Raw genomic sequence first — 22,087 nt, forward strand, 5'->3', positions numbered from 1 at the left:
CGTCATGCTGTATAGACTGGAAGGAATCGTCATTCGCAGCATGGATTATGGAGAGAGCAACAAGATCATTACTTTGTGCACCGAATCCCATGGCAAAATTGGTGTTCTTGTCAAAGGAGCCAAAAAATTAAAAAGTCGCCATGCTGCGTTAACTCAGTTGTTTACGGATGCGGAATACTTGTTCTATCGTCAAGGGACCGGTTTGGGTAACTTGAACCAAGGTGAAATTCTAGAGTCTCACCATCTTTTACGTGAAGATCTGAACTTAACGGCATATGCTTCATATGCCTGTGAGTTATTAGATCGTACGCTGCAAGATGAAGAAGTGGGATCGTTCTGGTTCCATCAGCTAAAGGCTTGTCTAGAAGCATTATCTTCGGGAAAAGATATTCAAATTACAATCCATTTGTTCGAACTGAAAGTGCTTCAGGCAGCGGGTTATGCTCCGGTCTTCGAGTCATGTGTCTCCTGTAGTAGAGACGAAGTCACAGAAATGATTAGCCCAAGGCTAGGAGGCGCACTATGTCCACGATGCAAACATCTAGATCCTGCGGCGATACGAGTGTCTGCGGGGACATTAAAGCTGCTTCAATTGTTAGTAAAGATTGATCTAAGACGCCTAGGTAACATCAGTGTAAAAGATACAACCAAGGCAGAAATGAAAACAATCATGCGCGCGTTCATGGACATGCAGTTAGGGCACAACTTGAAATCCCAACGCTTTATTGATCAATTAGATCAATTCAAAGCTTGAACGGGTATGGATTCATTTGACGTACTATATAAAATCCTATATTATAAAAACAAATTCTCCTCTTGTAGGAGAACATGCGTTGAATGGGAAAGTAATGTATAGCGTTCTTCTAAGTATCAAGCGAATCGGGGATGGTGGAAGCCTGATAGAATGTCTACATGAACAGGCACCCTGGAGCATGATTAATCGGAAAAGTGGATTCAGCCGAAGGGCTCCGGAGTAATCCGTGAGGGACGGCAGAATCAAGTAGGGTGGAACCGCGGGATTAGCTCTCGTCCCTACGTCTGTACAGCACAGACGTAGGGACGAGAGCTTTTTGCTGTGCAGAACCCAATATTAGGGCAGTCCCGTCCACTGCACCAAGTGACAAGGAGATGGCAAAAAATGAACTTTCAACAAATGATTTTGACCTTGCAACAGTTCTGGGCCAGACATAACTGTATTCTTGTACAGCCTTATGACACCGAAAAAGGTGCCGGAACCATGAATCCGATGACGTTTCTAAGATCTTTGGGACCAGAACCTTGGAAAGTAGCTTATGTAGAACCTTCCCGTCGTCCATCGGATGGACGTTATGGAGAGAATCCGAACCGGTTGTATCAGCATCACCAATTTCAAGTCATTATTAAACCATCCCCAGATAATATTCAGGAGATCTATTTGGAGAGTCTGAAGGAGCTCGGGATTGATGCGCTGAAGCACGATATTCGTTTTGTTGAAGATAACTGGGAGAATCCCTCTCTTGGATGCGCAGGACTCGGTTGGGAAGTATGGCTCGATGGAATGGAGATTACCCAGTTCACTTACTTCCAGCAAGTGGGCGGAATCGAGACGAATCCAGTAGCCGTAGAGATTACATATGGTATGGAGCGACTGGCTTCCTATATTCAAGATAAAGAGAATGTGTTCGATCTAGAGTGGGTGGAAGGAATTAATTACGGAGATGTATTCCAGCAACCTGAATTCGAACATTCCAAATATACGTTTGAAGTATCCGATGCCAAGATGCTGTTCACTTTGTTCAACATGTATGAGCAAGAAGCGAACAAAGCGATGGAGGAACATTTGGTATTTCCGGCTTATGACTATGTCTTAAAATGTTCCCATACCTTCAATTTGTTGGATGCCCGCGGGGCGATCAGTGTGACCGAAAGAACAGGTTATATTACGCGTGTGCGTAACTTAGCTAGGCAGGTAGCGGCAACGTTTTTGGAAGAACGCGAGAAGCTAGGCTTCCCGTTGCTTAAGAAAGGGGATACGAACCATGGCTAAAGATTTATTATTTGAGATTGGTCTAGAAGAGGTCCCTGCTAGGTTTATTAGAGCGGCAATGAACCAACTAAAAGAACGTACGGTGAAATGGCTAACGGATTCTGTTATTCCGCATGGGGAAGTAGAAGCTTATGCAACGCCAAGACGTCTTGCTATACTGGTTCGTGATGTAGCAGAGAGACAAGAAGATGTTCATGAAGAAGTGAAAGGTCCTTCAAGAAAAATTGCTTTGGATGACAGTGGCAATTGGAGCAAGGCTGCTTTAGGATTTGGCCGTAGTCAAGGTGTGGACCCCGAACAATTCACATTCAAAGAATTATCAGGCACAGAGTATATTTATGTAAACAAAAGTACGACAGGGGTAGAGACTTCTTCTATCGTCGCAGACGGTCTGCTTCAAATCGTTCAGTCCATGACTTTCCCGAAAAACATGCGTTGGGGAAATTACGATTTTAAATTTGTTCGCCCTATTCGCTGGATGGTTGCACTCTTCGGAACAGAAGTTATCGATATAGAAATTACGGGCGTTCAATCGGGGAATAGTACTAGAGGGCATCGATTCCTGGGTACAGAAGCCGTGATTGCACAACCAGCGCACTATGTGGAGGCACTTCGTGCTCAATCCGTCATTGTAGATGTTAAAGAACGCCAAGCTTTAATTTCTTCTCAAATCGAAGCTCTGGCCCAAGAAAAACAGTGGAATATTGCGGTCAAAGAAGACTTGCTTGAGGAAGTGCTATTCCTCGTAGAATTACCAACCGTATTGTTTGGTACGTTTGACGAGTCGTTCTTAGCCATTCCGCAGGATGTATTAATTACATCGATGCGTGAGCACCAGCGCTACTTCCCCGTTTTAGACCATAATGGTACTTTGCTACCTTTCTTTGTAACTGTACGCAATGGTGGATCTGAGTCTTTGGATGTCATTGCAAAAGGAAATGAAAAAGTTCTACGTGCGCGATTATCCGATGCCAAGTTCTTCTATCAGGAAGATCAAAAGCTTCAAATTAAAGATGCTCTATCCAAACTTGAAAGCATTGTATTCCATGAAGAATTAGGAACAGTAGGGGATAAAGTTCGCCGCATTCGTAAAATCGCAGAAAATATCGCTTCTAAACTGCAAGTGGATAGTCAACAGTTAGCCCACATTACCCGTACAGCAGAAATCTGCAAATTTGATCTAGTAACACAAATGGTCTATGAATTCCCAGAACTTCAAGGGGTCATGGGTGAAGATTATGCACGCAAGGCTGGGGAATCTGAAGCGGTGGCTAAAGGAATTAATGAGCATTATCAACCGCGCTTCGCAGGGGATGTTGTACCTGCATCCATCGTTGGAGCTGTAGTAAGTATGGCGGATAAAATGGATACCATTGCAGGATGCTTTTCCATTGGTATTATCCCTACAGGATCCCAAGATCCTTACGCACTGCGTCGTCAAGCGGCAGGAGTGGTGCAAATCGTATTAGATCACCAGTTGAACATTCAGTTATCCGATATCTTTGGTATCGCGTTAGATGTGCACGAGAATATGGGTACTTTGAAGCGATCAGCTGATGAAATTCGTAAGGATTTATATGAGTTTTTCGGTCTACGTGTCAAAAAAGCTCTATCGGATGAGTTAAGATATGATGTGGTGGATGCAGTTATTGCTGCAGGATTTGATGATGTTGTATCGGTCATTGCGCGTGGTAAGGCGCTGAATCAGGTCCTGCAACAAAACGCCGAATTCAAAGCAACTGTAGAATCCTTTAATCGTGTTAGTAATCTGGCGGCAAAGGCATCTATGGAACGTGTGAGATCAGATCTATTCCAAGAAGAAGCCGAGAGCCGTCTGTTCATAGCTTGGAATGAGAATCAAGATGCATATCGAAATGCTCTTCAGGCAAGAGATGCACAAGCTGCACTGACTTTGATCAGTGGACTCAAAGAGTCGGTAACGGGATTCTTTGATTCCGTAATGGTAATGGCTGAAGATGAGCAAATTCGTGCGAACCGTTTGGCGCTTCTGGCGGCCATTGATGCAGATCTCAAGGCTTTTGCTGACTTTAACAAATTGGTATGGTCTTAAATTTCATTTGAAATGAGTGAGGACCTTAAGTGAGAACGAAGGAAGTTCGAATTGTAGTGGACGGGGACTCTTGTCCAGTTAAGGCAGAGATTGCTAATACAGCTAGAGCGCATAACGTCCCGGTGCTGATGGTCTCTTCCTATGACCACTTCCTTCGGGCTGAAGAGGGTGTTACGGTAGTTCAAGTGGACCGCAGCTCACAAAGTGCGGATCTCTTTATTGCCAACTATATTGCATCAGGAGATGTTGTCATCACGCAGGACTATGGCCTTGCCGCATTAGCGCTGGCCAAGTCCTGCGCTGTTCTTTCTCCAAGAGGTGACACCTTTCATGCAGGCAACATTGAGTATCTCCTCGAACGCAGACATCATCATGCTAAGGCTAGAAGAGGTGGCAAGTATGCCAAGGGCCCTAGACCTTTTACGGAAGAAGATCGTCATTTTTTTCAACAGGAATTGACAAAAGTTTTGCTTGACTTGCAGGAGAACGATTAATTATAGCGAATTATAATTTACGTGTTAAGAGATGAAGGTGGTAGACATGAGTAACGGACGCGGAAGCATTCCCGAAGAGACCATTGAATCTGTACTTAGACAGCATGACATCGTAGACACGGTAAGCAGACACGTTCATTTATCCAAGCAGGGGAAGTATATGAAGGGCCTCTGTCCTTTTCATTCTGAGAAGACTCCATCTTTCACAGTAACACCTGAGAAGCAAATTTTTCATTGTTATGGCTGCGGTATGGGTGGTAATGCCATCAAATTCAGGATGGAAATCGAAGGCCTGTCCTTCCCTGAAGCGGTCAGAATTATGGCGGAAGAAGTTAATATTCAGGTAGACGAAAGCGTAGGATCGCATGGGGGCGCTACCCGTGATCCAGAGTTAGACGCCGTAATTCAAGCTCATGAATGGAGCGCAAAGCTGTACCATTTTCTATTAAAGAATACAGAGCATGGAAAGCCCGCAATGGAATATCTTAAAGCACGCGGATTCACAGATAAAGCGATTGACCACTTTCAAATTGGATATGCTCCAGCTCGGTGGGATACGCTTGTTCAATTTCTGGAGAAGCGTTCTTTTGATCTTGGATCGATGGAGAAGGGTGGCTTACTTGCTGCCAAACAGGACGCCTCGGGTTATGTAGACCGTTTTAGGGATCGGGTCATGTTTCCAATTCATAATCGATCGGGTAAAGTCATTGCTTTTGGGGGAAGAATTTTGGGCGAAGGACAGCCTAAATATTTAAATACTCCAGAAAGTAAGCTGTTCAGTAAGAGTAGAACGCTTTACAATCTGCATCAAGCTAAGACGGCTATTCGCAAAACAAGTCAAGTCGTTCTGTTCGAAGGGTACGGAGATGTAATCAGTGCTTCTGAAGGTGGTGTCCACAATGCTGTGGCAACGATGGGGACTGCGCTTACAGAAAGCCATGCTGCAATGCTTAAGAGTATGGCAGACCAAGTCGTAATCAGTTTTGATGGCGATAATGCGGGACAGGCTGCTGCTTTGAAAAGCATCCCTATATTGGAGACCGTAGGACTTCAAGTGAAGATCTCTGTGCTACCTGAAGGCTTAGATCCAGACGATTTCATTCAAAAGCATGGGGGAGAACGGTTCGCTCGCCAAATGGTAGAGGGCGCTGTTACATCAACTAAGTTTAAGCTGATGAAGTTAAAGAAGAATCATATTACGCCCGGATCGGGCGAAGGTGCAAAAGTAGCTTATATTCAGGAAGCTCTGCGTATCATAACTCCTCTTCCTTCTCCTACGGAACGTGAAATTTATTTGAAAGAATTGTCTTCAGATATGAATATTTCATTCGATAGTCTGAAGCAAGAATGTAACCAGATTCGAACAGAACTACAAAAAAAGCAATCGGCTGGGGATAATAACCCAGAAAGGTGGAATAATGGTAGGCATAAAAAAGGGAAGGTACAGACGCCTGTACTCTTACCCGCTTATCATGCTGCGGAACGACGATTGCTGTCCTTTATGCTACAGGACGATGAGGTTGCACGTTATGTAGAAAAACATCTGGATGATGCATTTAACATCGAGGAATATGCAGCCATAGCTGCTTATCTATACGCTTATTATGCACAGGGCAAGACACCCGACGCTAGTCGGTTTATTGCCTCGCTACATGATGATCGGCTGGAAAAGGCAGTCAGTTCAATCGCGATGATGGACGTGCCATTAGCATGGACGAATGAAGAGCTGGATGATTGCATCCGTGAGATTCGCAAGGTGCCCATGAAGCTTGAGATTGAACAGAAAAAAGAAGAAATGGTCTCGGCTGAACGAGCCGGAGATTTCCTCCGGGCCGCGCATATTGCAAGTGAGATTATTGCCCTGGAAAGACAATAGGATAGGGGACAGCAGGTCCCCCAATCTTCAGGGAAGAAAGGAGTCGCGTATGGCACAGGATCAGCACACCGAATTAGAATCAGAACTTACGTTAGACCAGGTCAAAGATCAGCTCTTGGAAAAAGGAAAGAAAAGATCCTCTTTAACTTACAAAGAAATTGTAGAAAAACTTTCCCCGTTTGATCAAGATCCTGAACAGATGGATGAGTTTTTTGAACAATTAGGGGATCTAGGAATTGATATCTCCAATGAGAGTGATGAAGAACTCGTCTCTAGATCTGGCGATGATCAGGAACGGGGAAGAAGAGATTCAGATGACTTTAATTTTGATGATGATTTAAGCTTACCTCCAGGCATCAAGATTAACGATCCGGTTCGGATGTACCTGAAAGAAATTGGACGTGTTCCCCTGCTGTCAGCAGACGACGAGATAGAATTGGCCAAACGGATTGAAGATGGGGATGAAGAGGCTAAAAGACGCTTAGCAGAGGCTAACCTCAGGTTGGTTGTGAGCATCGCCAAACGATATGTAGGACGTGGGATGTTATTCCTGGATTTGATACAAGAGGGGAATATGGGCCTAATTAAAGCCGTGGAGAAATTCGACTTCAAAAAAGGCTTTAAATTCAGTACATATGCAACTTGGTGGATTCGTCAAGCAATTACACGGGCGATTGCAGACCAAGCCAGAACCATTCGGATTCCAGTTCATATGGTGGAGACGATTAACAAACTGATTCGCGTATCTCGTCAGCTCCTGCAAGAATTAGGCCGTGAGCCATCACCAGAGGAAATTGCTGCGGAAATGGAACTTAGTGTAGAAAAGGTTCGAGAAATCATGAAAATTGCTCAAGAACCCGTCTCCTTAGAGACCCCTATAGGGGAAGAAGACGATTCACATCTGGGTGATTTCATCGAGGATCAAGATGCACTAGCACCTGCAGATGCAGCCGCTTATGAACTGTTAAAGGAACAGCTTGAAGATGTGCTCGATACGTTAACCGAAAGGGAAGAAAACGTGCTTCGTCTGCGCTTCGGTCTGGATGATGGGCGGACTCGGACCTTAGAGGAAGTGGGCAAAGTATTCGGTGTTACCAGAGAGCGAATTCGTCAGATAGAAGCTAAGGCGCTACGTAAGCTTCGTCATCCGAGCCGTAGCAAGCGCCTTAAAGATTTCCTAGAATAAGATTTCATTTGCGAGACCTTCTGCGGTAGGCAGCAAGGTCTTTTTTATATATATGATCTGCTCATTCCAAGAGAAGGTGGGTACCTCTATTGAATAGTGAGAACCGTGTTGACATAATACTGAAAGAAATTGACTATTGGAGACAGAACCGGCTTCTTCCAGAGCACTATTGTGATTTTTTGCAGAACTTATATATTGAACAAGCGGGTACGGCTAACAAGAACAGTACTTTTTCAATACAGGCAATGAAGCAAGGAAATTCAAAAGTGTGGCTGCTTGGTTTTCTCATTTTTTCCTTGATTTGTGGTATTGGATTTTATTTTAGTCTTTTTCCATGGCCATTGCAAATGGCTACAACCTTGCTCGTCACTTCAGTAAGTTATACCTTTGCAGCCGTGAAACGGCCAAGAGACAAACGGATTTCGCTTTTTTGGGCATTTGGCGGAAATGTACTTTTGTTAGGGTTAGGAGGGTGGATGTTACAGCTTCATCAGGCTATACTTCCTCAGAATGTTGCCATATTAATATTATGTTGTGGCATTTTGTGGTGGGTGACAGGACACTTTCTTCAATTGGAATTCATTACATATACAGGTTTGCTATGCTTCATATTGCTGTACGCGCTATTGTTAAAACATCTACATACGGATTCATCATGGCTATTGCTTCAACTGTATTGGTTGCCACTTTCAGGCATCTTAGGGTGGCTGAGCTGGTTCTCTCACTATAAAATAAAATTCATGGCTCCGGTGTGGTTCGCGGCTGCCATAACCATTTGGTTCATGCCAGAACTTGATCTGCGCTTAATCTTGCAAATCTATCCTAAACCCTTTATGTTATGGGTTATGGTTAAATTAGCATTAGCTTTTGTGATATTATACGTACTACGAAAAAAATGGATGGTGTGGATATCGAATGAAACTGTCAGCACGACTACAACAAATTAGCGATCAATTGCCAGAAGGATGCACCTTCGCGGATATTGGATCCGATCATGCCATGCTTCCGGTTGCCTCTGTTTTTAGTGGACGAGCGCGAAGTGCCATTGCTGGTGAAGTGAACGAAGGTCCCTATGAGTCAGCACAGCGTCAGGTTATGGAGTCTGGCCTTCAAAGAAAAGTTTCTGTACGTAAAGGCAATGGGCTTGAAGTATTAAAACGTAATGAAGTAGATGTTATTACCATTGCAGGCATGGGTGGGGCATTAATCGTATCTATACTTTCTGCAGGAGCGGACAAACTTGCAGGGGTGCAGCGTCTTATTCTTCAGCCTAATGTGGGAGAAGATCTCGTTCGTCGCTGGTTGCTTGAGCATCGCTGGTATTTAAGTGCCGAGCAGATCCTAGAGGAAGACGGCAAAATTTACGAAATTCTTACGGCCGATTGGCGGGATGATGCACAAGAGTTGAATCAGGATCTTTATGAGGAACGCGTGATTAACCCCTCTACAGAACTTCGCTTAACTCGTGAAAGGCTCATTGAGATGGGTCCGAGACTAACGCAACAACCCCAAGATGTCTTTTTTGCCAAGTGGCACTCGGAAGTGGAGAAGCTGCACAAGGTCTATGGGCAAATTGCCAAGTCCGATCTAGAGTCATCCAAATCTAAAGCAGCAGAGATGAATATTCACATCCGGGAATTGGAGGAGGTACTATCATGTATGCAAAAGGACAGACGGTAATTCAGTATATGGAGCAACTTGCTCCTAAGTATCTGGCTGTGCCTGATGACAAAATAGGCTTGCAACTGGGTACGCTGCAAAAGGAAATCAAGCATGTACTCATTACTTTAGATGTGACGGAAGCCGTAGTTGACGAGGCAATAGCTTGTCAGGCTGATTTGATTATAGCTCACCATGCGATTATTTTTCGTCCCCTTGCACAATTGCAGACGGATACACCTGCGGGGAAACTTTATGAAAAGCTGATTAAACATGATATCGCCGTCTATATTAGTCATACGAATCTAGATGTAGCGGAAGGCGGAATTAACAATTGGATGGCGGAAGCGCTCGGAATAGAGGCTTCCGATTCGTTGGAAGATGTTCACACTGACGAGTTATATAAACTTGCGGTGTTCGTACCCAAATCCCATCATGAACAAGTACTTCATGCAACACTTCAAGCCGGAGCAGGTTGGATTGGGAACTATAGTCATTGTAGTTTTAATGTAGAAGGATTTGGCACCTTCGTTCCGCAGGAAGGAACTACGCCTTTTATTGGAAAGCAAGGGCAGCTGGAGAGAGTGGAAGAAGTTAGAATGGAGACCATTGTACCTAGCAGCATTCGAGCTAAAGTAATTCAAGCTATGCTTAAAGCACATCCTTATGAAGAGGTAGCATATGATCTGTATGCTATGGATTTGAAGGGCCGTACGCTAGGACTAGGTCGCACAGGCAGACTTACAGAGCCCGTAACTTTAAGAGAATTCGTCACTCGGGTGAAAAATGGTCTGGATGTGCCCAATGTTAGGGTTGTGGGTGATTTGGAGCGCCCTATTCGCAAGGCCGCAGTACTTGGGGGCTCTGGAGGGCGGTACTGGAAAAAAGCTCAGTTCCGTGGTGCTGATGTTCTCGTAACCGGGGATATTGATTTTCACACAGCACAAGATGCACTTGCTGCAGGAATTACTTTGATTGATCCGGGCCATCATGCAGAGAAGATCATGAAGAAAAAGGTTGCGGAATGGATGAAGTCCAAACTTCAGGAGAATCGTTATGACACCGAGGTTCATGTGTTTAGCGCTGATACTGAGCCATTTCAATTTATGTAGTAGGAATAAAGGTTGTGTCACGAGGGAAATCGCTGTATACTAGCAAGTGTTGTTTTGGAAAGTTAGACGGACAATCGCCGGTAGCTAATGCTGCGGGAGGAAAGTCCGGGCTCCACAGGGCAGGATGCTGGATAACGTCCAGTCAGCGCGAGCTGAAGGATAGTGCCACAGAAATGGACCGCCGATGGCTGCTCGTTAGAGCAGATCAGGCAAGGATGGAACCGAGGTGTAAGAGACCCCGAGGAACGCTGGTGACTTCGTTCCTGGTAAACCCCATCTGGAGCAAGACCTAAAGGGACGCCGGGCTCTTCGGAGCCAAGTCTTAGCCCGAGACGCGTCTAGGTTGGTCGCTTGAGCTGTACAGCAATGTATGGCCTAGATAGATGATTGTCGCTCATTGGTGGGAGGGTAGTTCCCGTCTGAACCACAAAGAGCACAGAACCCGGCTTATGGATAACTTTCTGCACTACTCAACAAATCGAAGCCTTCGCGTGAAGAAGCATGGTTCTGCTTATAGCAGAATGATGATTCCTGACGCGAAGGCTTCTTTCTGTTCTATGCTAAAAAGATATTATTTTAGAGAATCCAGTTTTTTCTGCATGTACTGCGGAAAGAGTTGAAGGGGATTTGATCCTCCCCCAGCTGCCTTAAGAGATGCGAGTACATCAATTTGTCCATAACCAAAATATTTATCTCTGCCAGGGTTCCCGAGATCAATGACATTTTTACGTATGATATCCATAACCTCCGTGTTGTGTAGGGATGGATTAACTGAACGAATGAGCCCGGCAAGGGCAGCCACATGAGGGCTAGCCATAGAGGTTCCGGAGAGAGCGGCGTACTGATTGTTCGGATAGGTGCTCGCTATACTTTCTCCCGGGGCCATGACATCGATATAGGAACCGTAGTTAGAGAACGAAGCACGCTTCAGATTCACATCTGTAGCGGATACGGATAGCACCTCGGGATAAGCGGCGGGGTAACCTGGACGCTCTGTATTGTCATTACCAGTTGCTGCGACAATAACGATGTCTTTGTTATAGGCATACTTTATCGCTTCATGTAGGAACTGGGCGTCGGCGTAATTGCCTAAGCTGAGATTAATCACCTTAGCCCCATGATCGGCAGCCCAGATGATCCCTTGAGATACCGAGTAGGTCGTACCTGAACCTGATTTGTCGAGGGCCTTGACGGGCAGGACTTTGTTGCCCCAAGTCATACCTGCAACGCCCTCATTATTGTTCACTTGCGCGGAAATGATGCCTGTCACGTGAGTTCCATGGCCCACATCATCCATCGGTCGTGTACCCGGCGCAATGACATTGTAACCCGGGAGTACTCTACCTTTAAGATCAGGGTGATCTAAATCTGCCCCTGTGTCTACAACGGCGACAATAACATCGCTTGCACCCTTGTTCAATTTCCAACCTCGTGTGGTCTCAATAATTGGAAGGTTCCATTGGTACTCAGAGAACAAAATATCATTAGGGACTTCGCTTGTGTCTAGTGTGTCTTGTTCTGTAGGAGTCTCATTGGGTGAGAGATCATTTGTAAGATATAAATAATGGGGTTCAACATACTTAGGATTCCATTTATCCAGGAAATAAGCTTTGAGCTGAGTCATATTTTTGCCGTCTGCATGAAAAATATAGGTATTTCCAATTTGATGAGGGGGAAGCTTGCAACTGAGGTCTTTACGTATCAAAGCCATGTCCTTAGACGTGGGATCACGATGAAAGGTTACTACAATCTCGTTCTCATAGTAGTGACTGGCATTTTCATTGTCTTGTCCTGTTTTTACGGTCGTGTCTTTTAAGGTTTCAGGATGAAAAGACTCCATCTTATAACGTCCCTCTTTGGGATAGGGGGTCAACCGCAAATTTTTGCGTTGATGGTTCTGTACTTCCTTCAAAATATCCATACTATATAGTGCGATTACGCCTTGATCTCCTTGTTTGGCAGGTTCAGCAGCTACAAAATACTCAGGATGGTCTGCAGGAAAGGCAGGTGACTCATAGGATCTTTGCTCTTGTAGCGCCTTTCTTGCAGATTGACTATAAGTTTCAAGTTGTCTAGCTAAAGAAGTGCCTGGTTTAATCGATCGAAAACCAAGCTTGCTGTGATTGTCATTATGATCATCAATCCAAATGGCTGAAAGCAGGTGCTGATGATCATCCAGCATTTTTTTGGTATAAGCATCTCTTTGCCTGAGGGTAGTGGATTTCATTGTGTTGCTCATCGTCTTCAAATGTTGCTGAGCGTCTTTCCTAGCAAGACTATCCGTAGCAGACATATCTCGTAGCATGATTTCCTGCTTAAGCTGTTGTTCCTGTGCAGGGGCCGCAGCGGAAGGCTGCTGAACGGCTGTTCGAGGTTTCTCCTTGGAGAAGGGCATCATAATTATAGCAAGGCAGGCAACAGTCCCCGCCAAAAGTACTGCGAACCATATATGTCTAGACATTGTGGACAGGCCTCCAATTTGTTCTGAATTGCGTTGCTGACAAGCCTTTAACTTGCTTACATTAGTATTCCAGCGACGTATAGAAGAATGCTCAGTAAATGCTGGTAAGTGATCAAATAAACTGGAAAAATCGGGACAAGAAAGGATATCGTTTTGAACTTTTTTGTGATACTATGATTTAGACACAAATTCCCACTGAATTTGAGTCATACTATTGCTCTCGTTTGACAGAACGGAAGGAGAACAGCTTTATGCCTGAGACCCATGTCCAACAACTATGCGAAGACGTAAAAGAAAAATTAAAAATGGCTATTCCTACGATTGAGAAATTTTTGAATGAGAATGCACTCTCCCAGCTCGCTCCTGAACAAGATGAGGAATCAATTCATTTCTCCAAAGGTTTTTTGACAGATTTAAGACACCTTCTTGTGTATTCGGAAGTCGTAGTTGAGAAATTGGGTACGGTACTGCGTAGAAGTAATTTTGATAAGGAACTTGCCGAAAAGATACTGTACAGCGTATACCATGATGTTGTGAACAGTTTCTTCTACCCTAAAAATGAAAGCTATTCTGAGGATGGACGTTATGCCTATACAGGTCAAGATGCAATTCGGTTCCGGATTAAGCCCGTACGCATTGCACGTGACGTTATTCTCGAAGTAACTAAAATATATGAAGAACTTCGCGATGAGCTCACGTATTACGAAAGTGATTACTTAACTCAGCGCCGTATGCAAAAAGCTAACGCTTAATGCAAAGTTCAACCCCGGATGCCTTGTGAACAAGGTGTCTTTTTTTGTCGTGATTTAACAATAGCTTAAGGTGCATAGGGCAACTAGCGATCGGGGAACATGGTACTGAGGTGATGAAGATGCCAAATGGCGATAAACCCGTAGTTAAATGCAGTGTGTCCAACTGTTCGTTCTGGGGAGAAAATAACTTTTGCAGAGCCGAACAAATCATGATTGATATTGATCAGCATGCTCGAACTCGGTACAATGCGGAAATTGCAGGAGAGTCCTTTGATTCTGAGCACAAAGATGCTGTAGCGACGTCAGCAGCAACGTGTTGCCACACATTCAAGCCAAAATCTTACACATCGTAAGAGCGGGCACGCGAAGCTCATCAATGAGGGAGGTTACATGGACATGAATGAAGATCATTCCAAGTTCACACCTGACGAACGTCTAGGCCATCCGATAAATGAGAAACGGAGAATAGATTATCCTAGGCGTATCCATCAAGAAGAATACGCAGCAGATATCGCTCCAACAACATCATTTACACAAAGTAATGAAGAGAAAGCCGATCCTTCCTATGATAACCACGCAGACGCGGGTGGGAGAACCAGTGCATATATCGGGTTAGCTCTAGGTATTGCCTCTTTATTCGTATGGTCCATTATCCTCGGCCCTATTGCTGCGGTGCTGGGGTTCTATGCCTATAGCCAAGGGAGTAAAACAACAGGAATGTGGGCTGCGGCATTAGGTGTCATTTCAATACTGGCATATTTTGTTCTGATTCCATTTACACGTTAAATTGAATGTTGAAAACAGGTCCTCTACCTAGGTAGAAGGGCCTGTTTTTTGATAGCTTTTCCAATAATACTGGTGAACTTGAATGGAGGCGTGTACAATAAGAACCAGTACATAAGTAATATAGATGGAGGAAAGAAGGATGACTATACAGATTGATCCCCGCACTGCAAAGCAGCTCATTCAGCTTCAAATGATGAACAGTATAGATTTGCAGGGGACAGCCCTTCAAAGCGCTTCAACCAGTAGCAGTGAGGACTCATCATTTAATCAGATTCTTCAGCAGATGGTAAATTCAACAAGTACGGATGCAACTAGTACCCTTGAGTCAGAATCAACTGACCTAGCCTCGGTGACAATTAACGGCCAATTGTGGCAGCTATTACAAGCAAAAGTAAATGCAGCCTCAGCAATTTCTGAATCCAGCTCTAATCCACATATAACTAATACAACTAATAACCATGCAGTTTCAGCAACTGCTTACGATAATTATATTAAGCAAGCAAGTACAACGTACGGTGTACCGGAGTCTCTGATTAAGGCAGTGATTGATACAGAATCTTCATTTGATCCTAATTCTCTATCATCCGCTGGAGCTAAAGGACTCATGCAGCTCATGGACGGAACAGCTCAGGGGTTAGGCGTTAGTAATTCATTTGATCCTGCTCAAAATATTGATGGGGGCACCAAATACATTGCCTATCAGCTCAAACGATATAACGGGAACATCAGTACAGCTATGGCTGCCTATAATGCAGGTCCGGGTACACTCCAAAAACTTGGAATTACCAACGATCAACAGTTGTTAGATAAATTGAGTTTGTTACCAAAAGAAACCCAGAAGTATATTACGAAAATTGCGCGAGCACAGGCCAAATACGAGGTATAAGGTGCTTAAGGCGATCCGGTGACGGAACGCCTTTTTTTGTGGGTTTAGAAGCCTAAGCTAAATCTGTTACAATAAAGGGAGGGGGAATGAATATGAACTATTACTTTGATCAAGCAGCTACTACCCCGCCTCATCCAGACGTTACACGAACCATAGCTGAGATTATGATGCAGCATTATGGCAATCCGTCCTCACTTCACCAATTGGGAGAGGCAAGTGTGCAACTCTTGAGAAAAGCGCGGGAAGTGTGCGCGGAAGCGCTGGATGTTCCACCTCGTACGATTCTATTTACTTCGGGAGCAACGGAAAGCAATAATTTGGCGATAAAAGGGGCCGCGCTGCAATATAGCAAACGGGGTAGGCACATTGTGACGACAGCGATAGAGCATGCTTCTGTGTATGAATCTGTGAAGCAGTTGGAAGCCTGGGGATATGAAATTACAATTCTACCTGTAGACCAAGAGGGAAGAATTACCCCCAAGCAAGTGCTTGATGCGATTAGACCCGATACCACGATTGTATCTGTGATGCATGTGAACAATGAAGTAGGCACGATTATGCCTATTCAAGATATAGGATTACAACTGAAGACGAAATATCCTCGTGTTCTGTTTCACGTGGACGGCGTACAGGGTTTTGGAAAAGTGCCGCTCAATATCAAGGGTAGCGGTATCGATCTATATAGTCTGTCAGCTCATAAAATTTACGGGCCTAAAGGAACGGGTCTGTTATTTGTAAGAGAAGGGGTACAGCTTACGCCTCTTCTTTCTGGAGGAAGTCAGGAACATGGGTTCCGCGCAGGAACCGAGAATGTTCCGCAAATTGTGGGGATGGCGAAGTCCATGCGGATGGCTGTAGAAGGTAGAATTACCGTTGCGGAACGAATGAGCCACCTTAAAGAATCTATTATGGATCAGCTTGAGCTTATTCCTGAGCTGGTTATTAATACACCACGCGAGCTAACGGCTCCGCATATTATCAATTTCTCCTATCCAGGCATGAAGGGAGAAGTGCTGCTCCATATGCTGGAGGAGGCAGGCTTCATGGTATCCACAAGATCCGCTTGTTCCTCCAAAAAATCCGAGCCTAGCGGGGTATTATTAGCTATGGGACGTACTTCAGCGGCGGCTACGAGTGGCATTCGAATAAGTCTTGGAAATGAACATACAGATTATGAAGTCGGGTTGTTAATGGAGGCGATACGCTCTATTGTAGCAAGGTTGCGTCATTGGAAAGGTGGACAACGATAGGTGATAAGAACATATGATTTAATTCTTCTTCGTTTTGGAGAGATTGCAATTAAAGGGAAGAATCGAAAACGTTTTGAAAAAGCAGCTTATATGCACATTCAATCTCTGCTTAGTGCTTTTCCTAAGGCGGTTATACGTAAGGAATTTGGACGCTTTTATATTGAACTACACGGGGAGTCTGCCGAGCGCATGGTTCCTGAATTACAAAAAGTATTTGGCATTGAATCTGTGTCTCCGGTTATCGCAGTACCTTCGGAGCTTTCTGCCATTATTGCAGCCGCCAGACAGTATCTAAGCGAGTATAATCTGCAGGCACCTACTTTATTTAAAGTCAATGCGAGACGAGTGTGGAAGGGGTTTGAACATTCTTCTCACGAGATGAATCGGTTAGTGAGTGGCCCACTCCTTCATGATCAAATTCATTTGAAAGTGGACGTACATCACCCCGATTTTGAACTACGTGTAGAGGTTCGGGAGGATCAGACCTACATTTTCAGTGAGGTTTTACCTGGGGCTGGCGGCTATCCGCTAGGCACAAATGGAAAAGCAGTACTTTTATTGTCGGGAGGGATTGATAGCCCTGTTGCAGGATGGTCGGCTATGCGTAGAGGGTTAGAGGTTGAATGTGTACATTTTCATAGTTACCCCTTCACTAGTAAAAAGGCGGAAGAGAAAGTCATCCGTCTTGCGCATGTCTTAGCTAGTTATGCTGGGAGCATTCGACTACATCTAGTCCCTTTTACAGAGGTACAAACCTTGTTCACACAGGCCAAGCAAGACAACCTGATGATTACCTTGATGCGTAGAGCGATGCTGCGTATAGCTTCAAATATTGCCGAGCAAGAAAGTGCATTAGCACTAGTTACGGGAGATAGTCTTGGCCAAGTAGCTAGCCAGACTCTGCCGAGCATGAATGTTATTGGAAGAGCAACGGATTTACCCCTTCTTCGTCCTCTCGTCATGATGGACAAAGCCGAGATTATTGAATTATCCAAGCAAATTGGTACGTTCGATCTCTCTATACTACCCTACGAGGATTGTTGCAGTTTATTTATACCGAAATCACCATCTACCAATCCTAATTTACGTATTATAAATAAGATTGAATCTGTTCTTCCTGGATTAGATGATCATATAAAAGCTGCCGTTGAGGGCACGCGGACGATCGTAATCCAGGCAGGAGACAAGCTTACGTTTGATCAAGAAGTTGAACAAGAACAATGGTTTTAATCCAGTATTCCTTAATTAATGTAAGAAAAGACCGTTCTCTGAGGAGAACGGTCTTTTCTTACATTAATGCTAATGCGTTGCCGGTTTATGCACGCCTTGTGCATTCAATCTTTTTTTACGATGTCCAAGTAAAATGACCGCAGCTACTACGATAATAATAAAGATGGATACAACGATGGGCTTGTCTTCAAAAAGGCTATCAAGTCTAGGTTCGGTAGTGATCATATGAGCCGCAGTATAAGCCAGCACAGCTGCACCCACATAAGCGATCCATGGGAATTGATTAAGCAGCTTGATGAATAAAGTACTTCCCCAAATCACAATGGGAACACTGATGAACAGCCCTAATATTACAAGTAACGTGTGCTGATTAGAAGCACCAGCTACCGCAATTACATTGTCTAGCCCCATAGCTGCATCTGCAATTACGATAGTCCGTACAGCAGGCCAGAGGGAGCTTTTCGCTTCTACGGAACTATGATCGCCTTCATCGGTAAGTACTTTATATGCGATGTAGATCAGCAAAGTCCCCCCTGCTGCGAGAAGCCAAGGAATATTGAGAAGCCAGACTACAACTAAGGTAGCGGCAATTCGAAGCACCACAGCTCCTGCGGTTCCGTACAAAATTGCTTTCTTTTGCACAGTCTGAGGAAGTTTTTTCGCTGCCATTCCAATGACAATTGCGTTATCACCTGCCAAAATCAAATCAATAAAAACGATATTTAGAAGGGCTAGAAAAAAAGCACCACTGAACAATTCCACGTCTGTCACTTCCTTCGAGAGGTATATACGTACGAGTAACGAAAATGATTCATATCTAGTTAATTCATTTTTGCAATCGTCAGGATATCCTTAAGCATAAATCGCACTTTTCAAACCTATTTTGAATTGATTTTTGGACAAGAGGTTATAGCCAGACCCTTTTCTACATAAATAGGAAGAGGGAGGGATGTACGTGGATACCTTAGTGCTTTTAGGTGAAATTCTGATGGTCAATCTGGTACTCAGTGGAGATAATGCAGTTGTCATTGCCATGGCCAGTAAAAATTTGCCGGTTCATCAACGAAAAAAAGCGGTATGGCTAGGTGCTATGGGCGCTGTGATCCTAAGGCTAATTTTAACTTGGATTGCTGTTGTTCTTTTGAAGGTTCCTTATATTCAAGCGGCAGGGGGCATTTTGCTTTTAATTATTGCTTTTAAATTATTATTAGAGCATAGTGCAGAGTCGAAGGTTCAAGGGGCTTCGACTTTATGGAAAGCCGTACAGACTATTCTAGCAGCCGATTTTATTATGAGCTTGGATAACGTTCTTGCTATTGCTGCTCTAGCCAACGGAGATGTAGCCATTTTGGTAATCGGTATTGTGCTTAGTATTCCCATTGTGGTCTGGGGAAGTAATATAATTGCAAATTGGCTTCAGCGTTTTCCTTTTCTTGTCTATGCGGGAGCAGGAATTCTAGGTTTGACCGCAGGGAAAATGATGCTTCATGATCCGAAGCTGGGTCCATTTATACAAGACTGCATTCAAGGTTGGGCGATTTGGTTACCCTGGATTTTTGCAGGATTAATTATGTTAATAGGGATGCTCAAAAAACGAAATGAGATATATTCATAAAAGTTAGATTAGAAATCGGCGCAAGCCGATTTTTTGTTTGCAGTTTTTTGCTAATTTTTACATCATGTTAAGGTTAGATGCTGTCGTTTTTGGTATAATATTCTTGAAAGTTATCTCTTTGGCGGAAGGTGAGTGGTAAGAATGTCGCAAAATAATAGGCTGGTCACTGGCATATTCATTCTCGTAGCGGGCATTGTCATTCTACTTGGAAAATGGGGAGTCTTTAGTTTCATTGGGCGTGCATTTTGGCCTCTTGTCTTTCTTATTCCAGGCATTCTCCTGCATCTGTATTATTTCAGAAAAAGAGAAGCTGCGATATGGCTTGTCCCCGCCGGGATATTAAGTGTATACGGTATTTTATTTTTCATCGGGAACTTCGCGGGCAGTGATGTCTTTAGCTATATTTGGCCTTTATTCATCTTAGGTATTGCGGTAGGATTGTTCGAATATGATGCGCTCGGTTCACCTAGACCACAGGGTATTTTACTAATCGCACTCATCCTTATGTTAGTAACAATTGTACTGTTATTCTTTACATTAACGTCGGTTTCTTTGATTACTCTGCTTGCTATTATGCTTATGATTGGAGGAATCTGGATCATCTTGGCCCGGGGAAGAAGTTCACGTGGTTGGTGAAACAATGGAAGTTCTTGAATTTTCTTTAATTTAGCGTATAATATAATGGATATGTCAAGCGTCGGCCTGTATAGAGATCCGGCGCTTCTTTTGATGAACATCATTCCTGCTTCATTGAAGTAGAGAAAAGAAATAGAACCAGAAGGGATATGGAACATAACCATGCATTCTAGAGATCAAATTCGTAACATCGCAATCATTGCCCACGTTGACCACGGCAAAACCACCCTGGTAGACAAGCTGCTTCAACAATCCGGTATTTTCCGTGACCACGAAGCTGTACAGGAGCGCGCCATGGATTCCAATGATTTGGAGCGTGAACGCGGCATTACGATTCTGGCGAAGAACACTGCCATTACGTACAAAGACTATTTAATTAATATCGTAGATACACCTGGTCACGCCGATTTCGGTGGTGAAGTAGAACGGATCATGAAAATGGTCGATGGTGTATTGCTTGTGGTGGATGCTTATGAAGGTTGTATGCCACAGACGAAGTTCGTACTTCGTAAAGCGCTTGAGTCTAACCTGACTCCAATCGTAGTATTGAACAAAATTGACCGTCCAGCGGCACGCCCGGCTGAGGTTATTGATGAAGTACTTGATTTGTTCATCGAATTAGGTGCGAATGATGAGCAGCTTGAATTCCCTGTAGTCTATGCTTCTGCTTTGAATGGTACATCCAGTCATGTTGCTGAGAAACAAGATGATAACATGCTTGCTATGTATGAGACTATTATAGATCATATTCCAGCTCCTACTGAAAATGTAGAAGAGCCGCTTCAATTCTTAGTAACACTTATGGACTACAATGAGTACTTGGGACGTATCGCTATTGGTCGTGTGAACCGTGGTGTAATCAAACAAGGACAACCCGTTGCGGTCATGACTCGTGAAGGTGGTAAAAAGGCTGCTCGTATTGAGAAGTTATTTGGCTTCCAAGGTCTACGCCGTGTTGAGATTGAACAAGCGGGTGCAGGGGATATCGTTGCGATTGCAGGAATCAAAGATATTAATATCGGTGAGACTATTGCAGATCCAACGAACCCAGAAGCATTGCCGGTTCTTAAGATTGATGAGCCAACTCTACAAATGACGTTCCTCGTGAACAATAGTCCATTTGCAGGTCGTGAAGGTAAATGGGTAACATCCCGTAAAATTCGTGAGCGTCTGTTCAAAGAGCTTGAGACCGATGTAAGTTTGCGTGTAGAAGAAACTGCTAGCCCGGATGCATTTATCGTATCTGGACGTGGTGAGCTTCACTTGGGTATCTTGATTGAGAATATGCGCCGTGAAGGTTTTGAGCTTCAAGTATCCAAACCTGAAGTTATCGTTCGTGAAATTGACGGACATCGTATGGAGCCAATTGAGCGTCTAATGATTGACGTACCCGAAGAAAGCATGGGCGCAGTTATGGAAAGCTTGGGTTCACGTAAGGCTGAAATGGTCAACATGATCAATACAGGCAGTGGTCAAGTCCGTCTTGAGTTCTTAATTCCTGCACGTGGCCTAATTGGTTACCGTACTCACTTCTTGACACTAACACGTGGTTACGGCATTATGAACCATGCTTTCGATAGCTATGGCCCATTGCACGTAGGTCAAGTGGGTGGACGTCATGAAGGCGTGCTCGTATCTAGTGAAAATGGATCATCTACACTTTACGGCATTCTTTCCATTGAAGACCGTGGCATTCTTTTCCTAGAGCCTGGTGCTGATATCTACGAAGGTATGATTGTCGGCGAACACACACGTGATAACGACATTGTCGTTAACATTTGTAAAGAAAAAGCAGTAAATAACATCCGTTCTGCTAATAAAGAAGAGACTGTTAAGATGAAGACACCTCGTCTCCACTCTTTGGAACAGGCACTTGAATATTTGAATGATGATGAGTATTGTGAAATCACACCTAAATCCGTGCGTATTCGTAAGAAAATCTTGAATAAGAGTGAGCGTGAACGTGCGGAGAAACACCGCAAAAATGCAGAAGCTAGCATCTAATCCAGTCTGTATTTGAGTATATGGAACTTAAGGGGGGACGTTC

Annotated in this window: 20 protein-coding genes and 1 other RNA gene; 19 read left to right on the plus strand and 2 right to left on the minus strand. The window is 44.1% G+C overall.

Annotation, left to right across the window (positions count from 1 at the left end):
• The first annotated feature begins 4 nt into the window (after positions 1–4).
• The 10 genes from recO (at position 5) to rnpB (ending at position 10,889) form a co-directional block, all read left to right on the plus strand.
• On the plus strand, positions 5–754 hold the full coding sequence (gene recO / locus J2Z69_RS00965; RefSeq protein WP_209858370.1) for a DNA repair protein RecO: 750 nt from the start codon (positions 5–7) through the stop codon (positions 752–754).
• 384 nt (positions 755–1,138) lie between these two features.
• Entirely contained in the window at positions 1,139–2,026 is an 888-nt protein-coding gene (gene glyQ, locus J2Z69_RS00970; protein ID WP_209858371.1) for a glycine--tRNA ligase subunit alpha, read from the plus strand.
• A complete protein-coding gene (gene glyS / locus J2Z69_RS00975; protein ID WP_209858372.1) occupies positions 2,019–4,097 on the plus strand; it encodes a glycine--tRNA ligase subunit beta in 2,079 nt (692 codons plus the stop codon). The genes glyQ and glyS overlap by 8 nt, the downstream gene beginning before the upstream one ends.
• Before the next feature lie 29 nt (positions 4,098–4,126).
• A complete protein-coding gene (locus J2Z69_RS00980) occupies positions 4,127–4,591 on the plus strand; it encodes a YaiI/YqxD family protein (RefSeq protein WP_209858374.1) in 465 nt (154 codons plus the stop codon).
• Positions 4,592–4,637: 46 nt separating this feature from the next.
• Entirely contained in the window at positions 4,638–6,467 is a 1,830-nt protein-coding gene (gene dnaG / locus J2Z69_RS00985; RefSeq protein WP_209858376.1) for a DNA primase, read from the plus strand.
• A 49-nt stretch (positions 6,468–6,516) separates the two neighbouring features.
• Positions 6,517–7,653, plus strand: a complete 1,137-nt coding sequence (rpoD, locus tag J2Z69_RS00990; protein ID WP_209858378.1) for an RNA polymerase sigma factor RpoD — start codon at positions 6,517–6,519, stop codon at positions 7,651–7,653.
• A gap of 89 nt (positions 7,654–7,742) precedes the next feature.
• Positions 7,743–8,600 (plus strand): hypothetical protein, encoded by an 858-nt coding sequence (locus J2Z69_RS00995; protein WP_209858380.1) that lies wholly within the window; start codon positions 7,743–7,745, stop codon positions 8,598–8,600.
• Complete coding sequence (locus tag J2Z69_RS01000; protein WP_209858382.1) at positions 8,569–9,333, plus strand: tRNA (adenine(22)-N(1))-methyltransferase; 765 nt, start codon at positions 8,569–8,571, stop codon at positions 9,331–9,333. The genes J2Z69_RS00995 and J2Z69_RS01000 overlap by 32 nt, the downstream gene beginning before the upstream one ends.
• Positions 9,309–10,424, plus strand: a complete 1,116-nt coding sequence (locus J2Z69_RS01005; RefSeq protein WP_209858389.1) for a Nif3-like dinuclear metal center hexameric protein — start codon at positions 9,309–9,311, stop codon at positions 10,422–10,424. Before J2Z69_RS01000 ends, J2Z69_RS01005 begins: the two co-directional genes overlap by 25 nt.
• Before the next feature lie 58 nt (positions 10,425–10,482).
• Positions 10,483–10,889: RNase P RNA component class A (gene rnpB / locus J2Z69_RS01010), an RNA gene on the plus strand.
• A 106-nt stretch (positions 10,890–10,995) separates the two neighbouring features.
• Here rnpB and J2Z69_RS01015 read toward each other — a convergent pair.
• Entirely contained in the window at positions 10,996–12,885 is a 1,890-nt protein-coding gene (locus tag J2Z69_RS01015; RefSeq protein ID WP_209858391.1) for a S8 family peptidase, read from the minus strand.
• Positions 12,886–13,136: 251 nt separating this feature from the next.
• Between J2Z69_RS01015 and J2Z69_RS01020 the strand changes: the two genes are divergently transcribed.
• From J2Z69_RS01020 to thiI, 6 genes are all read left to right on the plus strand, one after another.
• Entirely contained in the window at positions 13,137–13,637 is a 501-nt protein-coding gene (locus tag J2Z69_RS01020; protein ID WP_209858393.1) for a DUF3907 family protein, read from the plus strand.
• A gap of 113 nt (positions 13,638–13,750) precedes the next feature.
• Complete coding sequence (locus tag J2Z69_RS01025; protein WP_425354972.1) at positions 13,751–13,990, plus strand: DUF1540 domain-containing protein; 240 nt, start codon at positions 13,751–13,753, stop codon at positions 13,988–13,990.
• Between the two features lie 43 nt (positions 13,991–14,033).
• Positions 14,034–14,423 (plus strand): hypothetical protein, encoded by a 390-nt coding sequence (locus tag J2Z69_RS01030; protein ID WP_209858396.1) that lies wholly within the window; start codon positions 14,034–14,036, stop codon positions 14,421–14,423.
• Positions 14,424–14,568: 145 nt separating this feature from the next.
• On the plus strand, positions 14,569–15,309 hold the full coding sequence (locus tag J2Z69_RS01035; protein ID WP_209860407.1) for a lytic transglycosylase domain-containing protein: 741 nt from the start codon (positions 14,569–14,571) through the stop codon (positions 15,307–15,309).
• A 92-nt stretch (positions 15,310–15,401) separates the two neighbouring features.
• The gene (locus tag J2Z69_RS01040) at positions 15,402–16,559 is read left to right on the plus strand and encodes a cysteine desulfurase family protein (protein WP_209858398.1); all 1,158 of its coding nucleotides are present in this window, start codon (positions 15,402–15,404) and stop codon (positions 16,557–16,559) included.
• Between the two features lie 3 nt (positions 16,560–16,562).
• The gene (thiI, locus tag J2Z69_RS01045; protein ID WP_209860409.1) at positions 16,563–17,789 is read left to right on the plus strand and encodes a tRNA uracil 4-sulfurtransferase ThiI; all 1,227 of its coding nucleotides are present in this window, start codon (positions 16,563–16,565) and stop codon (positions 17,787–17,789) included.
• 69 nt (positions 17,790–17,858) lie between these two features.
• Here thiI and J2Z69_RS01050 read toward each other — a convergent pair whose 3' ends face one another.
• On the minus strand, positions 17,859–18,551 hold the full coding sequence (locus tag J2Z69_RS01050) for a TerC family protein (protein WP_209858400.1): 693 nt from the start codon (positions 18,549–18,551) through the stop codon (positions 17,859–17,861).
• Positions 18,552–18,744: 193 nt separating this feature from the next.
• Here J2Z69_RS01050 and J2Z69_RS01055 point away from each other — a divergent pair, with 193 nt between their 5' ends.
• From J2Z69_RS01055 to typA, 3 genes are all read left to right on the plus strand, one after another.
• Positions 18,745–19,404, plus strand: coding sequence for a TerC family protein (locus J2Z69_RS01055; RefSeq protein ID WP_209858402.1), 660 nt, complete (start codon positions 18,745–18,747; stop codon positions 19,402–19,404).
• Positions 19,405–19,545: 141 nt separating this feature from the next.
• Complete coding sequence (locus tag J2Z69_RS01060; protein ID WP_209858404.1) at positions 19,546–20,040, plus strand: LiaF transmembrane domain-containing protein; 495 nt, start codon at positions 19,546–19,548, stop codon at positions 20,038–20,040.
• Positions 20,041–20,202: 162 nt separating this feature from the next.
• Positions 20,203–22,044 (plus strand): translational GTPase TypA, encoded by a 1,842-nt coding sequence (gene typA / locus J2Z69_RS01065; protein ID WP_209858406.1) that lies wholly within the window; start codon positions 20,203–20,205, stop codon positions 22,042–22,044.
• Positions 22,045–22,087 lie beyond the last annotated feature (43 nt).

Source organism: Paenibacillus shirakamiensis (assembly GCF_017874255.1).
Lineage (GTDB): Bacteria > Bacillota > Bacilli > Paenibacillales > Paenibacillaceae > Fontibacillus > Fontibacillus shirakamiensis.

Excerpts from the sequence above, each read along its gene's own strand:
- J2Z69_RS01040 (WP_209858398.1), top strand. The coding sequence starts at position 15,402 with ATGAACTATTACTTTGATCAAGCAGCTACTACCCCGCCTCATCCAGAC.
- recO (WP_209858370.1), top strand. The coding sequence starts at position 5 with ATGCTGTATAGACTGGAAGGAATCGTCATTCGCAGCATGGATTATGGA.
- J2Z69_RS01005 (WP_209858389.1), top strand. The coding sequence starts at position 9,309 with ATGTATGCAAAAGGACAGACGGTAATTCAGTATATGGAGCAACTTGCT.
- J2Z69_RS01025 (WP_425354972.1), top strand. The coding sequence starts at position 13,751 with ATGAAGATGCCAAATGGCGATAAACCCGTAGTTAAATGCAGTGTGTCC.
- typA (WP_209858406.1), top strand. The coding sequence starts at position 20,203 with ATGCATTCTAGAGATCAAATTCGTAACATCGCAATCATTGCCCACGTT.
- J2Z69_RS01020 (WP_209858393.1), top strand. The coding sequence starts at position 13,137 with ATGCCTGAGACCCATGTCCAACAACTATGCGAAGACGTAAAAGAAAAA.
- J2Z69_RS01000 (WP_209858382.1), top strand. The coding sequence starts at position 8,569 with ATGAAACTGTCAGCACGACTACAACAAATTAGCGATCAATTGCCAGAA.
- J2Z69_RS01015 (WP_209858391.1), bottom strand. The coding sequence starts at position 12,885 with ATGTCTAGACATATATGGTTCGCAGTACTTTTGGCGGGGACTGTTGCC.
- glyS (WP_209858372.1), top strand. The coding sequence starts at position 2,019 with ATGGCTAAAGATTTATTATTTGAGATTGGTCTAGAAGAGGTCCCTGCT.
- rpoD (WP_209858378.1), top strand. The coding sequence starts at position 6,517 with ATGGCACAGGATCAGCACACCGAATTAGAATCAGAACTTACGTTAGAC.
- dnaG (WP_209858376.1), top strand. The coding sequence starts at position 4,638 with ATGAGTAACGGACGCGGAAGCATTCCCGAAGAGACCATTGAATCTGTA.
- J2Z69_RS01030 (WP_209858396.1), top strand. The coding sequence starts at position 14,034 with ATGAATGAAGATCATTCCAAGTTCACACCTGACGAACGTCTAGGCCAT.
- glyQ (WP_209858371.1), top strand. The coding sequence starts at position 1,139 with ATGAACTTTCAACAAATGATTTTGACCTTGCAACAGTTCTGGGCCAGA.
- J2Z69_RS01060 (WP_209858404.1), top strand. The coding sequence starts at position 19,546 with ATGTCGCAAAATAATAGGCTGGTCACTGGCATATTCATTCTCGTAGCG.